Source organism: Myxococcaceae bacterium JPH2 (genome assembly GCA_016458225.1).
Taxonomy (GTDB): domain Bacteria; phylum Myxococcota; class Myxococcia; order Myxococcales; family Myxococcaceae; genus Citreicoccus.
The window spans coordinates 253,517-272,695 of record JAEMGR010000010.1 but is presented as its reverse complement, the minus strand read 5'-3'; the positions used below and the strand labels follow the sequence as shown (position 1 = coordinate 272,695).

Here is a 19,179-nt window from a genome sequence, read left to right as displayed (position 1 = left end):
TGGCGTGGCGGCTCGGGCGAGGACGAAGGCAACGGCGAAGCCCGCGGCCCCCACTCCGAGGGCCCGAGCATCGTCACGCCCCAAGGTGTCCACGGCAGCGCTCGCCCAACAGGCGAGGCCCGCGCTGGAGTCCGCGGGCCATGCCTTGGAGCCGGGCACGCGAGCGCTCATGGAGGCGCGCTTCGGTCACGACTTCGGACAGGTCCGAGTCCACACGGACGGGAAGGCCGCCGAGGCAGCCAAGGCGCTTCACTCGCTGGCCTTCACGCATGGGCAGGACATCGTCTTCGCGGAGGGGCAATACCAGCCACAGACGTTGTCTGGACAAAGGCTGCTCGCGCACGAGCTGGCCCACACGGTCCAGCAGCGCGGGGCTCCACGACGTCTGGACGACGCGCGTGAGGTGAGCCATCCAGGAGCGACCCTGGAGCGCGAGGCCGAAGCTGTCTCGGCCCGGGTCGCGAACGGCGCGACGGTGGATCCGTCCGCGCTGACCGTGGGGGCGATAGGCGCCCGTGGCGTGATTGCTCGGCGTGTCGCGCCTACGGCGGTAGGGGAGTCCGAGCAGGTGATGCTCGACTCCACGCGAGTCATCGACACGCTGGTTCGCACCATCCTGCTCAGCTTGCAGGTGGATCCATCGGACAGCTCCGAGCGGGTGCGAAGGCAACTCGAGCCGCTCCCCGCGACGGTGCGGGACGCGGTCGTCGCGAAGCTTCGAGTCCATGTCGCGCTATCTCGACTTGAAGCCCTCTTGCCGATGGAGCCAGCCTCCAGCGAGGCGACTGCGAGTGAGGAGTACAGGTCGGCCCAGGCGGAGGGGCTTGCCCGGGGCAACGAGCCGAGCGAGCCGCGCACGACGGAAGAGGCAGCGCGAGAAGCGTGGCCCTCACCTGGGGCTGAGAGCACGGCGTCTCCACCTCCCGCGGTGACCGAGGCGCTTCAAGCCCAGCAACCACCCGCCGAGGTCGCCTGGGCACGAGCACGAGGTGTGGATCCTGGCGCCACGGATTCAACGGGTGCGAGCATCACTGCCGAGGGCGGCGAGTCCACGCGCACAGACTCCGGGCTGCCAGCACAGGAGTCGGGAACCCAAACAACACGCGCTGGATCCGAGGCCGATTCGCGCGGAGGAACTCAGACCGAGACCTCGTCGCGGAACCGAAGCAGGCTGCCGACGGCCCGTAGCGAACCGCAAGGCGGCGCCGCCACGCCATCGGGCGCGCGAGACGCAGCGACCGGTTCGACGCAGGCCTCGCCACTGTCTTCGTTTGCGACTGGCATCGCATCCGTTCTCGGCTTCGCGCCCACCTCGCCCCTCGCGACGTCTCCAGGTGCTGCGGTGTCGGGGGGTACACCTGTTCCGACAGCGTCGCCGTCTTCCGCGAGTGGAGCAGGCGCGACCCCTGAGGCTTCGAGGGGTGGCGCCTCTTCTGCTTCGACCGTGTCTGCATCCGCGCTGAATGGCGCACGTGCGGCGCGTGAGCGTTCGGCTCTGGCGACGACCGCTTCGAGCCGTGGGGAGCGGGCGAGTGCGAGAAGTGAAGCTTCGATACGCGGCCCCGCGATCGAAGGGGCCGTGGCTTCATCCTCCGCCGATGAGCGCGCGGGCGCTGGCAGTGCAGGATCGCCATCGGAAGCCTTGGCTGGGGCATCGCTTGTCAGCCGCGACAGTTCGGGTGCGGGCTCGATGTCGGGGGCGATGCCCGCTCAGAGCGAGGCTCCGGCTCGGGTCGACGCGTCGGGTGTTGCACCCACCTCATCCGCGCCCACGGCGCAGGCAGGCAGTCCGGCGGCAGCAGGCGCTGCTGAACCCGCGTCGGTGGAGTCCGCGGGCTCCTCGGGGGCGGGAGGCGTGGCGGGCCCGGCAATGGGGGCAGATGCCACGACTTCAGGCGCAGGCGCCTCGTCGGCTGTCGGTGGTTCGGCGGAGATGGGGGCCTCGAAGAGCGGCGCGGGAGGTCCCGCGAGCGATGTCGCAAGCGACGGTGCCTCTGCGAGCGCAGGAGGACCGGAGGGTGATGCCACTGCATCGGCGACAGATGCCGGTGCTCAAGCCGAAGAATCAGGCACGAGCGCCGAAGCGACTCCGGATGCAAGCCGCGACGAGTCCGCCCAAGAAGGCGCTGCTCCCGAGGCTTCAACGAATGAGGCCCGCGCTGAGGCAGCCGATCCAGTCACCGCTGACGCGGATGCAGAGCCCGTTGAGCCTGAAGCCGTCGCTGCTGCTGAAGAGGAGGGCGCGGTTGCGCAGGTGCTACCTGAACCTGTGCCGGATGCCCTCCCATCCGGCTCTCCACCAGAAGTGCAACCTGGGCCTTCGCTCCAGGAACTCGCCACGTCCGGACCCTTGGGGCCGCCAGCCGAGTCCGTTGGCGAACCTGCCGACGACACGGCCACGGAGCCCGCCACTTCCGAGGCACCGTCGCCCGCGCCTGCGGACAGCACTGGCGATGCAAGTGCTCGCGAGGTCGCGACGTCTCTCGGTGCAGCTCCCGAGGAACTCGAAGCCCTTCCGGAGTCGAGCAACAACACCGTGCCCGAGGCGGAGGCACCGGCTCCAGCGTCTGTCTCCGAGCCCGACGAATCGAGCGCGCCCGCCCCATCCCCGTCGGACTCGGTCGCCGTGGGGGCGAGTGGGGCGACCACGTCGTCCCCGCAGCGGGATGCAGGTGAGCTGGCGGAGATGTCCGGGGCCGAAGACCTGGGCGGCGGTGAGCAGGTTGCCGCCTCGGGTGGAGGCGGCGGTGGAGGTGGCAGCGCGGTCCAAGAGCCGCCCGCTCCAGATGTTCCCGATGTGTCCCAAGCGGATCCGATCTCGGCGATGGGCGCGGTCGGGCATCTGCCCGCGGTTCAACTCGCAGCGGCCCTGGGCGGCGTCCGTGCCTCGGCCTCTCGACGTGTGCAATCGCAGCGAGACGACCTCGCCGCGAGTCCGCCTTCCCTGGCTCGGCCCTCGGGTGCTCCAACGGCAGGAGAGCGCCGAGAGAGGCCCGCTCCAGCGACAGCTGCGTTCCAGCGCCGCGTCGAGCGCGCACCGGAGGGCCGGTCCGTCCCGGTGGCCCAGCCCACGCCGCTCCCCCAAGCGCCAGTCTTGCCGACAGCCGCGGTCGCGGCGCCTCGCATCACGGGCACTGCCGAGGTCTCCGCGGCAGAGGTCCAGCAGGTGGCGAGCGCCGTGCGCGACCTGCCCACTCGGGACGCGGCGCTGGAGGTCTCCGTCGGGTCGGCACCGACGCTCAACTTGGAGGGCAACGCGGATCCGTCCCTCATGCGCGAGCAGCGCGCTCGGCTCGAAGTCGGGACGCAAGAAGCCCTGGCTCAGGGGCAACATGACGTGGTCCAGCCCATGGGCGAGGACTCGGTCCTCCCCGAGGTTCCGGAAGAGACGCTGCGCGCGCGCCCCGCATCGGGTGGTGGTGCGAGTGGGCCACGGTCAGGCGCGAGTGCGAGCAGCGCGGCGGGTGGGCCAGCGACCGCGAGCGGAGGCGGGGACGACGTCGCGCTGTCCGTCATCGCGGAGCAGGAGCGCGGCGAAGAGATACGCGCCAGTGTGACGCAGGCCCGCGCGGACCTGGGGGCACGGGTTCGCGAGCACGGAGAACAATCCTCAGCGGAGCGCGCTCGTTCGCAGGAGTCGATCGACCAGCTCGTCGACGAGAACACGGGGGCCCAGAGCGCGGAGCGCTCGCGTGTGCGCGGCGAAGTCCAGGCCCGGCGCGAGGAGTGGCGTCGCGAGCAGGGCGAAGCCGTGGCGGAAGGACGGGATGCCGCGAGCGAGGTCGGAGCGCAGGGTGCGAGAGATCTGGAGCGCGAGCGCACCGACGCGGAGGATGTCGCCGCGGGCCACGTGCGTCAGGGCAACGCCGAAGTCGCGGATGCGCGCGAGGAAGCGGAGCAGAACGCTGCCCGTGAGCGTCGAGAGGCCGAGCACGAGTCGGATGGAATCTTCGGATGGATTGGTTCGCGAGTCCGAGCCTTCTTCGACCGCGTCAAGCGAGCCATTCAGGAAGGCTTCGAGCGCGCGCGGCGGCTCGTGCGTGCCGCCATTCAGCGCGCGCGACAGCTCGCGATGGAGGCCATCGAGCGAGGTCGCCGCGCCATCGTGGGCGTCATTCGCTGGGCGGGCGATCGACTGCTGGAGATTGGCGACCGGCTGCTCGCGGCCTTCCCTCGCCTGCGTGAGCGCTTCCATCGACTCATCGAAGAGGGCGTGGCCCGTGCCGAGGCCACCGTCAATCGGCTGGCCGACGCGTTGAAGGAGGGCGTGCAGCGCGCACTGGATCTCCTGGGCTCGGCCCTGGATTCGCTGCTGGGGCTGTTGGAGCAGGGGCTGCTCGCCGCGGTGGATGCGGTGAACCAAGCGGTGCAGGGGGCCTTGAACGCCGCGCGCGCCATCGCGCAAGCGCTCGGGATGTTCGCGCAGCTCATTCGCGACATCGCGGCCAATCCGGGGCAGTGGCTGCGCAATCTCGGCGCGGCGGTGGTGGACGGTATTCGCAACCACCTGGTGAATGCGTTCCGGCAGGCCATCCGCCAGTGGTTCAACGACACGGTCGAGGGACTGCTGGGCCTGGGCTCGACCCTCCTGAACCTGCTGCGCAACGGAGGCATCTCGTTCCAGCGGATCGCGCAGATGGCGTGGGAGGGGCTGCGCTCGGTCATCCCGATGATGCTGGTTCAACTGCTCATCGAGCGACTGGTGTCGATGATCGTCCCGGCCGCGGGAGCGGTGCTCGCCATCATCCAGGGGCTGCAGGCGGCCTGGGGGACGATCAGCCGCATCATCCAGGCGTTCCAACAGTTCTTTGCGTTCCTGCGCGCGGTGAAGGATGGGAATGCGGGCCCGCAGTTCGCGCAGGCCCTGGCCTCCGCGGCCATCGTGGTCATCCAGTTCGTGGCCTTCTTCCTCCTTCGCCGACTGGTGCGGCCCGCCGCGCGAATCGGCCAGCGGCTGCGTGCGATGGCCCAGCGCATCGGCCGGATGTTGCAGCGCGCAGCCCGCGCCGTGGTGAGAGGCGTGCGGACCGCGGGGCGGGCCGTCATGCGCGGTGTGCGCGCGGTCGGCCGTGTCGTGGCGCGAGGAGCAAGGACTGTCCAGCGTGCCGTCGCGCGAGGCGCGAGGGCTGTGCGGCAGCGGCTCATGCGGACTCGCTTGGGGCGCTTGATGCGTCGCGGGTGGCGAGGCGTTCGCCAACGCGTGCAGCGCGCACGCGAGCGGATCCGACAGTGGCGCGAGCGCCGAAGGGCGCAGCAGCCGACGCCCCAGCAGCGGTTGGATCGGGCGGTGACGGCATTGCGTCCGAGGGTGGAGGCGCTGATCCGTCGCGGCGTGTCCCGACTGCGCATGCGTGCGCAGCTCGCTGCCTGGCGCGTCTGGTATCGGCTGACCGCGTTGGAGGCGCGGCTGTCGGGCCACGCGCTCCACATTCGCGCTCGGGTCAATCCCGAGGCGGAGCTGGCCGAGGGCTACACCTATCCGATCGACACGCTCCTGCGGATCCTCCGCGAGGTCGCCGATGAGTTCTTCCGACTGCACCTCGGGCGCAGGACCCAGGCGGACCGGGCCGCTCATGACGCGGACCTCGCGCGAATGCAGACGTCCGCACAGCAAGCGCAGGCGTACCAGCCCGGTCCCAACCGCGCATCGACGGGCGTCTTCCAGCCCACGCGTCCGCTGGATGACCTGCGACTCGCGACCGAGATGAACCGGCGTCGCGGCCCACAGCGCTCGCATGATGTCTTCCACGGAGAGAGCGGGGGGCCGACCGCGCAGACGCGTCAGCGCGCGGGAGGGGGTCGGTTCATGGAGTCCGTCGACGCGACGACCGGCTCGGCGGGAGGAGGGCTCGACTACGACCAGATTGTTGAGAACCTGACCGGTGCGGGAATCCGGCCGGATGAGGTCGCCAATGTTCTGCGAGACATGCGGATGGGACGGCGGCTGGATGCATCCGTCCAAGGACAGGTGAACACCCTGGCTCAGCTGCGGAACCTCATGTTCAACGTCGAGGTCCAGCGCGACCGGCGCAACCTGGTCTTCTCGGCCATGACGGAGGGCCTGCTTGCGTCAGGGGATATCAGCGTGGAGGAGGCCTTCAGTCGCACGCCGGGACGTGGACTCCACCCGGCGACGATGCAGAACGCCTCGGCCGGCTTCAGCCGACCCGGGACACTCTCTCCCTTCCTGGTCAACGCGCATGGGGGAAACCGAGAGCAAGCCCGAGTCACCACGGATGCCGCGCGCGCGGAGAATCACCGACGACAGATTGCGTTGCTCCAGCGCTGGTTCCAGGCGCAAGTCGCGGCGGGCAATGAGCCCGTGGCGCACGACACGGAGTCCCTGCGGCGGTTCATCCTCGCCTGGGTGGAACACAACTATCAGGTTGCGTAGGGTCGCGCGGAGGAGCGCGGCGTCCGGGAGCGAGCATGAAGTTCGAGGCCTATCTGGAGGAAGTCCTTCCTGCCGACACGACGTTCGAGCAGGTGAAGCAGGTTCTCGACGGCCGAGGGTGGACGTGGGTCCAGCGCATCCCGGCCGCGGAAGGACAGTTTCTGGAAGAGATCTGGCTCGTCGATGGAAACCGGGGCGCGGTGCGCTACATCCGCGACCACTTCCTGGACGTCTCCATCCTTCGCGCGGAGAGCAATGTCGACCTGATGGTGGGGGGGATCCTGAACGAGTTGGAGCCCCTGCTTCACACCTTCAGGCTCCTCACGCTGATGAAGATGGGCGACGCCGCGGACCCCCGGGAGCGTGCGTTCGCCCTGTGCGGGATGGCGGCGATTGGGGAGAGGTTCTACGCGGGCATCTTCAATGCGCTGAAGTCCGCGGCCGGCGATCCGGATCCGCGGTTCCGCGAACTCGCGGTGCGGTGCATCTCCCGCTACCCGTGGTTCCAGTTCATCAAGGTGCTCCAGGAGGTGTCGGCGCGTGAGACGGTGCCGGAGCTGCGGGAGTCCCAGCTCGCGCTGATTGACGGCATCCGTCAGCACGGCAAGCGTGGCATCTGAGCGGAGCCTCGCCGCGGGCGGGGCAGGGGGCCAAAAAGAAAACCCCGAAATCACTCAGAGAGTGACTTCGGGGTCTGTGGCCAGGGTCAGACTTGAACTGACTACCTGCGGATTATGAGACCGCCGCTCTAACCAGGTGAGCTACCTGGCCGTGAAGCGACGCCCGTATAGCGGGACGAGCGCGTGGCTGCAAGTGCTTCGGAACGGAGATGGCACCCTCGCGCGTCGAAATCCACCGGCGTGGGCCACGGATGTTGCGCCCGGCGGGGGCAGTGGCCTCTCCGGCACCGAACGGTTCACGTGTTCATGGGCGGCACTCCAGGCCGGACTGGAGGGCCCTCAGGGTGTGGGCGGCGACACCTGGCCCCGGGGGCAGGGGGCCACCCTTGCTCCCCTCCGTCGCGCTGATCCATACCCGTCCCAGGAGGCGTCCCCCGCATGAGTGATTCCGAGCCCCTGGCCTGGATTGCCTTGGTCGAAGAGGAAGAGCGCCTCGCGCTGGCCCGCTCGTGGCCCTCCTCTCGCGACGGCGGCGTCCAGTTCGTCGTGGACGAGACCGTGCTCCGGCTCGACCACGACGAGCGGCTGGCGCTCTACCGGGACCTCTCCGAGAAGATGCTCGCGGTCTTCCGCGCGCTGGTGCCCCCCGGAGGTTGGCTCTACGCGCTGGATCCGCACCACCCCTGCTATCGCTTCTTCCCCCATGTCCCCTTCGAGGCCGGCGCCACGGTGGAGCAGATGACCGGCCTCTACTCGCGGGAGCACTTCGCGCTCGCCGAGCGGGGAATCCATCCGCCCCCGCTCGAGCCCCGCTGGGCCATGGAGGTCCATCCCGCGGGGGACCCGGAGCACGCGTTCGCCTCGCCGGACTTCCAGTTCGTCTTCGCGGCCCGCTACCGCGTGGGCAACCTGGATGGCGGCGAGGCCCCGGGCCGAGGCCCGCTCGAATCCGAGACCTACGAGCTGCTCGGGCGCCCCTTGGTGGAGGCCGTGGAGCGAGACCTCCCGGAGCTCTTCCGCCGCGCCCGCCGGCACGACGGAGACACCTGAGGCGTTCCCTGGGCCATCAGTCCCAGACGAACAGCCACTTCACGCCCTTCACGAGCCCATAGAACAGCCACCCGACCGGGCCCGGCTGCACGGGTCGGCTGAACTCCACGTTCACCGAGGCCAGCGCCACGCGGCCGTCCATGGCCTCCAGCTGCGCCTTCATGGACTCGTACTCGGCGGTGACGCGCTCCAGCTCCTTCTCCACCTTCACCGCGTCGTCCACGGACGCCGCGCGCTGGAGCAGCTCCAAGTAGCGCTCACGCACCCGCGTGAGGTTGTCGAACCGGACCTGCAGGTCCTTGCGCGCGTCCGTCACGTCCTCGGCCGTCACCGTGCGCCGGGACACCTCGCCCAGCGTCGAGACCGCCCCCAGGAAGGCATCCAGCCGCTCCGCGGGGATCCTCAGCCGCGCGCCCTGGGTGGAGACCTGCTCGGCATAGCCGCCGTGCGCCTTGGCCAGCGCCACCGCGAGGGGCGGCCCCGCGGCCGGATCCTTGCGCTCGACCTCCAGCGACGACCAGCGCGCGATCGCACGCCCCGCGCCCGGACCGCCCAACAGGTCCGGAGATGGCGTGAGCGCCCGTTCATGAACAGGCGCGCTCGCGCAGGCGATGCACAGGGACACCAGGAGGAGGGAAGCGAAGCGCACGGAAGTCCTTTTTAGAAGGTCCCCAACAGGGAACTCCAGGGTGGACGCACCGGCGCCGCGCGCGGTTCCTCGCGGGGGAGATTTTCTGGGGGAAGACGGGCGGAGGCCCGGAGGCCTCAGGACGCCCGGGTCACGGCGCCGGGAGACTCTTGGGTGTCTCCCTCGTAGTAGATGCTGGCGCTGCCCTTGCCATACACAACGAGCACCCGATCGCTCTGCTCGAGGAGGCCGGAGGCCTTCTCGGTGGCCTTGCGGACCAGGGTGTTGAACTGCGTGTCCATCGGCGCCGAGCGATGTTTGTTGCCGGCTCGGACAGTTACGACTGGCATGCGGGGTCCAGCTCCTTGAGCCCCCCGGCGGGTGGTTCCGTGAACGACCGGCCCCGGCCCATCCGTAGGTGACCCCCCAGTCATAGCCAACCGAACTGTTGGTTGACAAGCACCCCGTGGCGTGGGGGAAAGGGCGTTCATGCTCCGCAACCTCCGTGTTTTGCTGGTTTTTTCGCTTGCTCTGAGTTCGGTGGCGATGGCCCAGGAAGAGGCGTCCGCGTCGAAGTTGGAGACGCATCAGTCGCCCACGCCGTTCTGGTTGCCCCGCAACGTCTTCATTGGGACCACCTTCCGGAATGGCGCGGTGACGCCCCAGCTGCGCCTCCAGTGGGAGCCGACGCTGTTCCAGGATCGGCACGACGCCTGGGTGGCCATCTTGGAGGGCGGCGTGGCCTGGGCCGCCTCCCTGCCGGACACGGCGGTGGAGGGCTACGACGTGCCGGTGTCGTCGTACTACGAGCACACCGTGCAGGCGGGCTTCGGCTACCGCAACCACCGCGATTCGGGCGGCCTGCACTGGGGCTTCCAGGTGTCCGGCGGCCCCGTCTTCTACGGCGCCCACTTCACCAACGTGCCCGCCGACAAGCGCGTGGCCGGCATCGTCTCCGGGCGCGTCCAGGTGGGATACCAGTGGGATGCGGTGGGACTCGGGGTGGCGGTGGGCTACTCCGAGCCGTTCATGCTGAAGCGCCGAAGTGTTGCCCGGGACTTCGTAGGCGGCCCGATGGTCGGATTTTTCGCGGATTGGCGCTAGCGCGAGGAGTAGACTCGGCCCATCCCCATGGCCGAGCTGCTCAGCGCCCACGTCTCCCGGTACCTGCGCAACCGGGGCGAGTTTGAACGCGGCCTGCCGCCTGGGGTGCTCGTGTTCCTGCCGGCGCCCGTGGAGGGCCCGCAGGAAGAGGCCGAGGAGTACCGGCTGCGCACCGTGACGAACGCGGGGCCTCCCACGCTGGGCTGGGACGGCCCCGTGGTGTTCCCCCTGGTCAAATCGCAGGGCAACGCGTTCGGCCGGGGCATCACCGTGGGCCGCACCGGCAACAACGACGTCGTCCTGGATGACGGCAGTGTCTCCCGATTTCACGCGTGGTTTGCGTGGGATGCGGGGAAGTCCTGCTTCCTCCTGACCGACGCGGGCTCGAAGAACGGCTCGTGGGTGGCGGGGGGCCGGCTCACGGCGCGCAAGGCGACGGTGCTGGAGGACGGGACCCGGCTGCGCTTCGGCCAGGTGGAGGTGTCCTTCTATCTGGCGAGCGGATTCACGCGGTTGCTGATGGCGCGACTCAAGTCCTGAGTCTTGCCACGTCTTCCGCAGCCTGCGTAACGTGCGCAGTCACCCCTCAGGCATAACGGGAGCGTTCGCGGTGGCCTTGACCACAGAAGCCTTCGGGCTGACCGATGTTGGCCGGAAACGGCAACACAACGAAGACGCCATGTTGGTCGATGTGCCGCTCGGCCTCTACATGGTGGCCGACGGCATGGGGGGCCACGCGGCCGGCGAGGTGGCGAGCGCGCGCGCGACGGAAGTCGTCAAGCAGCACGTCTCGGCCAACCGGCACCTGCTCAAGGATTTGGCGAGCAACCCCACGGCGGACAGTCGCTCGGCGGCGGCGGCGCTGGTGGAAGTCGCCGTGCAGCGCGCGTGCGCGGACATCTACCGCACGGCGATGACGGACTCGACCAAGCGCGGCATGGGCACGACGTTCGTGTGCCTCGCGGTGGGCGGCAACAAGGGCGTCATCGGGCACGTGGGCGACAGCCGCGTGTACCTGGTGCGCCACGGCCAGTGCCACCGGCTGACCGAGGACCACACGCTCGTGGCCGCGCAGCTCAAGGCCGGCACCATCACCAAGGAGCAGGCCGCCACCTCGCAGTACCGCAACGTCATCACGCGCGCGGTGGGCATCCAGGAGTCGGTCCAGGTCGACACGCTCATCGTGGACCTGATGCCCGGCGACGTCTTCATCCTCTGCTCGGACGGCCTGCACGGCTACATCGAGGACGAGGAGATCCTCCCGCTGGTCGCCGGCCTGCCGCCGGTGGACCTCCCGCGTCGCCTCATCGACATGGCGAACGAGCGGGGCGGCAAGGACAACATCACCGCCGTCGTCGTGAAGGTCGCCGGAGACAGCGCGACGCTCGCCAGCGAGGAGACGAGCGAGGCGCAGTCGCGCATGGAGGCGCTGCGCAAGATTCCGCTGTTCCGCCACCTCACCTACAAAGAGCAGACGGCGGTCCTGTCCATCGCCACCACGCGCACGTACCCGGCGGGCCGCGAGATTGTCGTGGAGGGCCAGCCCGGCGAGGAGCTGTTCGTCGTCATCCGCGGCCGCGTGGCCATCGAGAAGAACGGCGTGGAGATCGCCGAGCTGCGCGCCGGAGGACACTTCGGCGAGATGGGCCTCATCGACAACGCGCCGCGCTCGGCCACGGTGCGCGCCACCGAGCCCACGCGCACGATGGTCATCGCCCGCTCGGACTTGATGGGGCTCATGAAGCGCGAGTCCATCCTCGCGGTGAAGATGCTCTGGAGCTTCGTCCAGGTGCTGAGCGACCGGCTGCGCGCCACGAACTCCGAGCTGAGCGAGGCGCGGCAGGAGCTGGCCGTGGCCCAGGCCATCCAGCCCTTCGCCGAGGAATAGCCCCGCGCCCCCGTCCGGGAGACGACGGTCCGGAATTTCCTGGAGGAATCGGGGGTTTCCGGGCCGGCCGCGAGGTAAGGTCCCGGGCCGCGTGCGCATGCGCAAATGGGTCTTCATAGGCGGGGTGGCCGTCGCGCTGGTCGCCGCCCTGGCCGCGACCTTCTGGCCCCGCGTGGCCCCCGCCGCTCGTCGTGGCGAGGTGCCTGGGTCAGTCTCGCCCCGCTCGCTCCCTGACTTCGCTGCCGTCCAGGTGACTTCCGGCGAGGGCGAGGGGTTGGCGCTCACGGGGCGCGTGCTGGACTCGGCGGGCAAGCCCGTGGCGGGCGCGGACGTGTCGCTGGCCGCCTCCGCCGAGCGGACCCTGGTGGACGTGCGCTGCGATGAGTGTGGCCAGGCGCTGCTGGCGTGCACGGCCCACGAGTCCACGCTCCACACGCTGGAGTTCTTCGAGCAGCAGCGCGGCTTCCTCACGGCGCGGGCCACGGCTCGCTCGGACGCGGAGGGGCGCTTCCGCTTCGAGCATCTGGTCGGGGTGTCGTTCTCTGTCTGGGCGCGGGCACCCGGGTTGGGCGTGGCCTTGCGAGACAGGGCGGCGCCCGGTGAGCCGGTGGACCTGTTCCTGCCGCCGCTGCGCGCCATCTCCGGGCTTGTGGTGGATGACGCGGGTCGGCCTGTCGCTGGCGCCCGGGTGCGCGCGGTGTCTCGCAAGGTGCCGCTGCCCTTCGAGGTGAGCGCTGGCGCGGATGGGGCGTTCTCGCTGAGTGGCCTGGGCGAGGGGCCGTTCTATGTGCTCGCCACCGCGGCGGGGTTCCAGCCCACGGCCGAGTCGCAGGTGGAGGCGGGGCCTCAGGCGCTGCGGCTCGTGCTGGCGCCTTCCCGGACGCTGGAGGTGCGGGTCACCCGGAAGGGACAGCCCGCGCCGGCGCGGGTGCGGATTCGCGGCGACCACCTGTCGCGCGAGCAGCGCACGGAGGGGCCTCCGCTCCAGTTCACGGGGCTGTATCCGGACGAGGTCGTCGTGACGGCGGAGGCGCCCGGGTTGGGCTCGGCGCCGCGCACGGTGACGCTTTCCGAGCGCGTCACCCAGGTCACCCTGGAGCTGGAGGAGGCGGGGCGGCTGCTCGTCACGGTGGTGGACGAAGAGGGGCAGCCCGTGCCGAAGCCGGAGCTGTTCCTCCGCACGGTGCGGAACGAGTTGCTGCGGAGGGACCGCCTGGAGACCGGGGCGCTCGCGGACCTGGGGCCGCTGGCCTACGGCGACTACGTGGTGAACGTGCGCGCGGAGGGCTTCAAGGACAACCAGGTCCCCGCGCGCGTGGCCAAGGGCGAGACGTCACTTGAAGTGGAGATGTCGCGGGCCACCACCATCAGCGGCCAGGTCCTCGACGAATACGGGCGCCCCGCGGCCAACGTCTCCGTGCTGGTGAACCCCACGGGGGACGCGGTGCTGGCGGATGCGGACGGGCGCTTCATCGCGCAGGTGCCGATGCCCGGCCTCTACGAGCTGCACGCGCACCACTCGGAGTGGGGCGGCGGGAAGGTGAAGGTCACCGCGCCCGCCTCGGGGGTGGAGCTGTCGCTGGAGCCGCACGCCGCGCTGGAGGTCACGGTGTCCAGCGGGGGCCGCCGGGTGGAGGGGGCGGACGTGATGATGTGGGTGGAGCAGGACGGCATCTTCCGCAGCGACCGCTCCTCGGGCTCGGACGGCGTGGTGCCCATGCGCGGCCTTCCGGCGGCGACGTACTGGTTGGTGGTGTCGCATCCGGAGTACGTCCCCTCGGATCGGCAGCAGGTGACGGTGGTGGAGGGGCAGACGGCCAAGCTCGCGGTGGAGCTGGACGCGGGGGCGCCGCTGCGAGGCGACGTGGTGGACGAGCAGGGCGCGCCTGTCGCCGAGGCGATGCTGGGCCTCATCCCGCGCGGTGCCGAGCCGGCGCAGTCCGACGCGCGCGGCCACTTTGAGTTCCGCTCGCTCAAGGCGGATCGCGCCTACCGCATCGAGGTGCATCACCCTCGCTATGACATGGTGGATCGGCCCGAGGGGCGTCCCGGTGGCCCGCCTGTGCGCGTGACGCTGCGCCGCCGCGATGTCTTTCGCGGGCGGGTGGTGGGGAGCGATGGCCAGCCCGTTCGGCGCTTCCGCGTGGACGAGAACGACGTGGCCAGTGAGGACGGCCGCTTCGAGCTGCCGTTGCCCCGGGCCGGGGACCGCGTCATCGCCGCGGTGGAGGCCGCGGGCTACGAGCCGACCATGGTGGACCTGCCCGCGCGCGAGGACTTGGGTGACGTCGTCCTGGAGAAGGCGCAGACCGTCTCGGGGCGGGTGCGAGACGAGAGCGGAACGGCCGTGGCGGACGCGGTGGTGACGTGCGATGTGTGCGACGAGTCCGTGCTCTCGGGCCCGGATGGGCGCTTCACGCTCACGAGCCCTCCCTATGTCTCGCAGTTCACCGTGTCCGCGCGGAAGGGGCGGTTGAGCGGGACGCAGGCCGCGCCTCGGGGTGGCTCGGCGCCGATCGAGGTCGCCCTGCGCCCGGCCACGCACCTGACGGGGCGCGTGTTCCTGTCGAACGGGCAGCCCGCCGCGGGCATCCAGGTGGACGGCATGAACGCGGACCGGAGCGAGTCGGTGTCCCTCATCACCGGCGCGGACGGGCGCTACAGCGCGGACATCGAGCCGGGCAACTACCGCTTCGCGGTGGGGGACCCGAGCGCCCGGGAGTCACCGGAGCAGCCGGCGCTGGTGGTGCAGGTGGCCGGCTCGGACATGCGCCTGGACCTGGGGCCCGTGCCCGGGAGCGCCAGCCTCACCCTCGTGCTCGCGCCCGCGCACGGCAAGGCCCTCTGGGTGGTGGCGGGCGAGGTCCCCGGGGTCGGAAATCCCCCCTTGGAGCTGCTGCGCTCGCGCTGGGCCCAGCTCATCTACCAGCCGCTGGCCGAGCGCGTGGTCGTCCAGGGCCTCCCCCCCGGGCGCTACACCGTGGTGTGGGGCAACTTCCACACGGAGAGCCCCGGAAAGGGCCCCGTGGTGCGCGTGGTCGAGGTGCCGGCGCGCGGCGAGGTGTCCCTGCTGGAGTAACGGAGCCTCGGCTCGGTTGCGAGCCGACGGGGCGGCGCGTAAGGAATGGCCCATGGACGCATCGGCACTGAAGGGCCGCCGGGTGGTCGTGGGCGTGGGGGGCGGGATCGCGGCGTACAAGGCATGTGAGCTGGTGCGGGAGCTGGGCCGTGCGGGCGCGGAGGTGCGCGTGGCCATGACCGAGGCCGCCCGCCAGTTCGTCACCCCGCTGACCTTCCAGGCGCTCTCCGGGCACCCCGTGCTCACGGACTACTTCGACCCCGCGCAGGAAGGGAACTTCGGACACCTGGACCTGGCCCGCTGGGCCGAGGCCTACGTCGTCGCCCCCGCCACCGCGGATCTGCTGGCGCGCCTGCGCGCGGGCCTGGGCAACGACGCGGTGACGACCTCGCTGCTCGCCTTCCGAGGCCCCGTCGTGGTGGCCCCCGCCATGAACGTGGCGATGTGGGACAACGAGCGAACCCAGGAGAACGTGGCCGTCCTGCTCGCGAGTCCCCGGTTCACCGCGGTCGGGCCCGGGGCCGGGATGCTGGCCTGTGGCGACGTGGGGGCAGGGCGCCTCGCCGAAGTGCGGGACATCGTCGAGGCGGTGGCCTCGCGGCTGGGGACAGGGCCGCTCCATGGGCGGCACGTCCTCGTGTCGGCCGGGCCCACGCGCGAGTACCTGGACCCCGTCCGCTTCATCTCCAATCCCTCCACCGGGAAGATGGGCCTGGCGCTGGCGCACGAGGCCCGGGCCCTGGGGGCCCGCGTGACGGTGGTCCTGGGGCCCGTGGGCGCGGTGGACCGCACCGGGTTGGACGTCGTCGACGTGGTGAGCGCGGAGGACATGGCGCGCGAGGTCCTCGCACGGGTGGAGTCCGTGGATGCCTTCATCTCCACCGCGGCCGTGAGTGACTGGCGCCCCGAGACGCGGGCGCCCCAGAAGGTGAAGAAGGGGGAGACCCCGGAGACGCTGCGGCTCGTGCGCACCCCGGACGTGCTGCTGGAGGCGTCGCGTCGGGTGGCGGCCGCCGCGCGGCGGCCCCTGCTGGTGGGCTTCGCGGCCGAGACCGAGCACGTGCTGAAGCATGCGCGCGAGAAGCTCGAGCGCAAGGGCCTGGACGCCATCGTCGCCAACGACGTGTCGGCGCCCGGCGCGGGATTTGGCACCGAGACGAACCGCGTCACGCTGCTGACTCGCGCGGGTGCCGAGCAGGTCTTCGAGGGCACCAAGCGCGACGTCGCGCGGAGCCTCCTGTCCGCGCTCTTTGTGGCGCGAGCGGCCCCCGTGGGCTAAGCGTGGGGGCACCTTCAGAGCGGTGCCTCCTTGCCTCCCGGGGCCTGCTCCGCTACCGATCCACCCCACCGTGAACGACGAGACGCTCGAATCCGCGCAGGAGCTGGCCGACGTGCTTCAGGACGTGCGCCGCCACCTGCTCTGGCAGGAGGAGACCGGCGGGCGAGCGCTCCTGGTCGACGCCCAGGTGGCCGCGGAGCTTCGGCAACAGCAACGGGCCGCCTCGTCGATGCGCGCCATGCTGCCCCGCGCGAAGCCCGCCGAGGCCGCGCCCGCGCGCCCCGTGGCCGCATCAGAGCCTCCCCGCACGGCGCCCTCCGCGCCGCCGTTGGCCGAGGCTCCGCGCGCCGCGCCTCCCGCTCCGATCGCGTCTCCGGCGACGCCGCGCGCTCCAGCCCGGGCTTCCGCGGCCTCGGGGATGCTCGTCGACGTGCCTTCGCAGCCAGCCCGGGCGGCGTCAGGTCTGCCGGGCGTGGTGGAGGGCGAGCGGCCCACGTTGGATCAGATTCGCCGCGAGCTGGGCGACTGCAAGCGCTGCAAGCTGTGCAGTGGGCGCAAGAATATCGTGTTCGGCTCGGGCAACCCGCGCGCGGAGCTTGTCTTCGTGGGCGAGGGTCCGGGCGAGAACGAGGACCTCCAGGGCGTGCCGTTCGTGGGCGCGGCGGGTGAGCTGCTCACGAAGATGATCGAGGCGATGGGCTTCCGCCGCGACGACGTCTACATCTGCAACGTCGTGAAGTGCCGGCCGCCGGGCAACCGCAATCCCGAGCCGGATGAGATCGCCGCGTGCGAGCCCTTCCTGCGCTCGCAGCTCCTGGCGCTCCAGCCCAAGGTCATCGTGGCGCTCGGCAAGTTCGCGGCGCAGACGCTGCTGCGCGATTCCACGCCCATCACCCGGATGCGGGGGACGTGGCGCATGTATGAGGGCGTGCAGCTCATGCCCACCTTCCACCCGGCCTACCTGCTGCGCAACGCGGCGGAGAAGCGCAACGCGTGGGCGGACCTGCAACAGGTGATGAAGCTCTTCGGAAAGCTTCCGGGCTCTCGCGCGTGAGCGAGGGTCCCCGGAGGGGGAGACACGGATGAAGGGAACACTCGAGAGCCGCGAGCTGCAGTCGGTCGCGCTGGAGTCCAACCCGCTGGGCGACCCCTCCCGGCGCCGGCTGACCGTGTACCTGCCGCCGGGCTACAGCGAGGACGAGCGCCGCTACCCCGTCGTCTACTTCCTCCACGCATTCGGCAATGGGGCGGGGTCCTGGACCAACGCCTCGGGCTTCGCGCCTTCCGTGCCGGAGCGGCTGGACGCGCTCATCGCGTCCGGTGAGGTGCCTCCCGCCATCGCGGTGTTCCCCGACGGGTGGACCTCGCTGGGCGGCAGCCAGTGGATGAACAGCGAGGCGCTGGGGCGCTATCGCGACTACGTGGCCAAGGACGTGGTGGGCTTCGTGGACCGCACCTGGCGCACGCTGCCCAAGGCCGCCGCGCGCGCGGTGGTGGGGCACAGCTCGGGTGGCTATGGCGCGCTGATGATGGGCCGCTACCACCCGGAGCTGTTCTCGCACCTGGGCGCGCACGCGGCGGATGCGTACTTCGAATATTGCTACCTGCCGGACCTGCCCAAGGCCGCCGCTGCGCTGCTGAAGGCGGGCGGCGTGGAGGCCTGGTTCGCGGACTTCAAGAAGCGCGTGCGCGAGACGAAGGCGCGGGGCGAGGACTTCCCCGTGGTGAACATCCTGGCCATGGCCGCCGCGTACTCTCCGAAGAAGGGCGAGCCGCTCAATCTGGAATTGCCCTTCGACGTGCAGACGGCGCGGCTGCGCTCGGACGTGTGGAACCGTTGGCTCGTGCACGATCCCGTGCGCTTCGTTCCCAAGTTCCTGGATGCCTTCCGCAAGCTGAAGACGGTGTTCCTCGACTGCGGCACCCGCGACGAGTTCAACCTGCGCTGGGGCACGCGGATGATGGCCGAGGACCTCAAGGGCGCCGGCGTGGAGCTGGTGCACGAGGAGTTCGAGGATGGCCACACGGGAGTGTCGTACCGGTTCGAGCGCTCGCTGGCGGTGGTGATGCCGCGGCTGGCTCGGGAATGAGGGAGAAGGGGACCATGAGCATCGACGTGTATGGACTGGCCCGCGTCGTCGGGGAGAAGGGCGTGCTGCCGCAGCGCGCGCGCAAGCTGGATGCCTCGCTGCCGTGCCGCGAGTCAGAGCTGCTCATCGATGTGGAGAGCCTCAACATCGACGCGGCGTCCTTCAAGCAGATCAAGGACGAGGTGGGCGGGGACACGGGCCGCATCGCCGCGCGCATCCAGGACATCGTCCGCGAGCGCGGCAAGATGCAGAACCCCGTCACGGGCTCGGGCGGCATGCTCATTGGCCGCGTGAAGGAGCTGGGCGCCAAGCACCGCGCGCGCGGCGTGCTCCAGGTGGGCGATCGCATCGCCACGCTGGTGAGCCTCACGCTCACGCCGCTCGTCATCGACGAGGTGAAGGCGGTGCACCCCGAGATCGACCGGCTGGACATCCGCGGCCACGCGCTGCTGTTCGCCAGCGGCATCTACGCGAAGCTGCCCTCGGACCTCCCGGACACGCTCGCCCTGGCGGCGCTCGACGTGTGCGGCGCTCCCGCGCTGGTGGCGCGGCACGTGCGCCCGGGCATGACGGTGGCGGTGCTGGGCGCGGGCAAGAGCGGCGCCCTCTGTCTGGCCCAGGCGCGGCGCAACCTGGAGAGCCGCGGGCGCCTGCTGGCCCTGGACATCTCCCAGAAGGCGCTCGACGCGCTGTCCGCCATCGGCCTGTGTGACTCCGCCCTGAAGGTGGACGCCACGCAGGGGGTGGACGTGATGGAGGCGGTGAGTCAGGCCACGGGCGGTCAGCTCTGCGACCTGGTGGTCAACTGCGCCAGCGTGGGCAACACGGAGATGGCCACCATCCTCTCCGTCAAGGATGGCGGCACCGCGATCTTCTTCTCCATGGCCACCAGCTTCACCGCGGCGGCCCTGGGCGCCGAGGGCGTGGGCAAGGACGTCACCATGCTCGTGGGCAATGGCTACGTCCCCGGCCACGCCAGCCTCACGCTGGAGCTCTTGCGCACCGAGCCCGCGCTGCGCCAGCTCTTCGAGACGCGCTACGTCTGAG

Annotated in this window: 13 protein-coding genes and 1 tRNA gene; 11 read left to right on the top strand and 3 right to left on the bottom strand. The window is 70.7% G+C overall.

What is annotated here, in order from left to right:
• Window positions 1-85 precede the first annotated feature (85 nt).
• Window positions 86-6,394 (top strand): DUF4157 domain-containing protein, encoded by a 6,309-nt coding sequence (locus JGU66_18485; GenBank protein MBJ6762756.1) that lies wholly within the window; start codon window positions 86-88, stop codon window positions 6,392-6,394.
• A gap of 35 nt (window positions 6,395-6,429) precedes the next feature.
• Complete coding sequence (locus tag JGU66_18480) at window positions 6,430-7,014, top strand: hypothetical protein (GenBank protein ID MBJ6762755.1); 585 nt, start codon at window positions 6,430-6,432, stop codon at window positions 7,012-7,014.
• Window positions 7,015-7,091: 77 nt separating this feature from the next.
• On the opposite strand, the gene JGU66_18475 is transcribed toward JGU66_18480, so the two are convergent.
• A tRNA-Ile gene (locus JGU66_18475) sits at window positions 7,092-7,165 on the bottom strand.
• Between the two features lie 287 nt (window positions 7,166-7,452).
• On the opposite strand from JGU66_18475, the gene JGU66_18470 reads away from it, so the two are divergent.
• Entirely contained in the window at window positions 7,453-8,064 is a 612-nt protein-coding gene (locus tag JGU66_18470; GenBank protein MBJ6762754.1) for a DUF2716 domain-containing protein, read from the top strand.
• A gap of 16 nt (window positions 8,065-8,080) precedes the next feature.
• Here the strand turns inward: JGU66_18470 and JGU66_18465 are convergent, their stop codons facing one another.
• Together JGU66_18465 and JGU66_18460 are read right to left on the bottom strand one after the other, a co-directional pair.
• Window positions 8,081-8,713 (bottom strand): DUF4349 domain-containing protein, encoded by a 633-nt coding sequence (locus JGU66_18465; protein ID MBJ6762753.1) that lies wholly within the window; start codon window positions 8,711-8,713, stop codon window positions 8,081-8,083.
• Between the two features lie 116 nt (window positions 8,714-8,829).
• Window positions 8,830-9,042 (bottom strand): hypothetical protein, encoded by a 213-nt coding sequence (locus tag JGU66_18460; protein ID MBJ6762752.1) that lies wholly within the window; start codon window positions 9,040-9,042, stop codon window positions 8,830-8,832.
• 139 nt (window positions 9,043-9,181) lie between these two features.
• On the opposite strand from JGU66_18460, the gene JGU66_18455 reads away from it, so the two are divergent.
• From JGU66_18455 to JGU66_18420, 8 genes are all read left to right on the top strand, one after another.
• Window positions 9,182-9,796, top strand: coding sequence for a hypothetical protein (locus JGU66_18455; protein ID MBJ6762751.1), 615 nt, complete (start codon window positions 9,182-9,184; stop codon window positions 9,794-9,796).
• Between the two features lie 27 nt (window positions 9,797-9,823).
• The gene (locus tag JGU66_18450) at window positions 9,824-10,336 is read left to right on the top strand and encodes an FHA domain-containing protein (protein MBJ6762750.1); all 513 of its coding nucleotides are present in this window, start codon (window positions 9,824-9,826) and stop codon (window positions 10,334-10,336) included.
• Between the two features lie 70 nt (window positions 10,337-10,406).
• Window positions 10,407-11,684, top strand: a complete 1,278-nt coding sequence (locus tag JGU66_18445; protein ID MBJ6762749.1) for a Stp1/IreP family PP2C-type Ser/Thr phosphatase — start codon at window positions 10,407-10,409, stop codon at window positions 11,682-11,684.
• Window positions 11,685-11,781: 97 nt separating this feature from the next.
• The gene (locus JGU66_18440) at window positions 11,782-14,763 is read left to right on the top strand and encodes a carboxypeptidase regulatory-like domain-containing protein (GenBank protein ID MBJ6762748.1); all 2,982 of its coding nucleotides are present in this window, start codon (window positions 11,782-11,784) and stop codon (window positions 14,761-14,763) included.
• Window positions 14,764-14,815: 52 nt separating this feature from the next.
• Window positions 14,816-16,042, top strand: coding sequence for a bifunctional phosphopantothenoylcysteine decarboxylase/phosphopantothenate--cysteine ligase CoaBC (gene coaBC, locus JGU66_18435; protein ID MBJ6762747.1), 1,227 nt, complete (start codon window positions 14,816-14,818; stop codon window positions 16,040-16,042).
• A gap of 70 nt (window positions 16,043-16,112) precedes the next feature.
• Window positions 16,113-17,096 (top strand): uracil-DNA glycosylase, encoded by a 984-nt coding sequence (locus tag JGU66_18430; GenBank protein MBJ6762746.1) that lies wholly within the window; start codon window positions 16,113-16,115, stop codon window positions 17,094-17,096.
• 28 nt (window positions 17,097-17,124) lie between these two features.
• The gene (locus JGU66_18425; GenBank protein ID MBJ6762745.1) at window positions 17,125-18,132 is read left to right on the top strand and encodes an alpha/beta hydrolase; all 1,008 of its coding nucleotides are present in this window, start codon (window positions 17,125-17,127) and stop codon (window positions 18,130-18,132) included.
• 14 nt (window positions 18,133-18,146) lie between these two features.
• Window positions 18,147-19,178: an L-erythro-3,5-diaminohexanoate dehydrogenase gene (locus JGU66_18420; GenBank protein ID MBJ6762744.1), complete on the top strand. Its 1,032-nt coding sequence runs from the start codon at window positions 18,147-18,149 to the stop codon at window positions 19,176-19,178.
• The last annotated feature ends 1 nt before the right edge of the window (window position 19,179 follow it).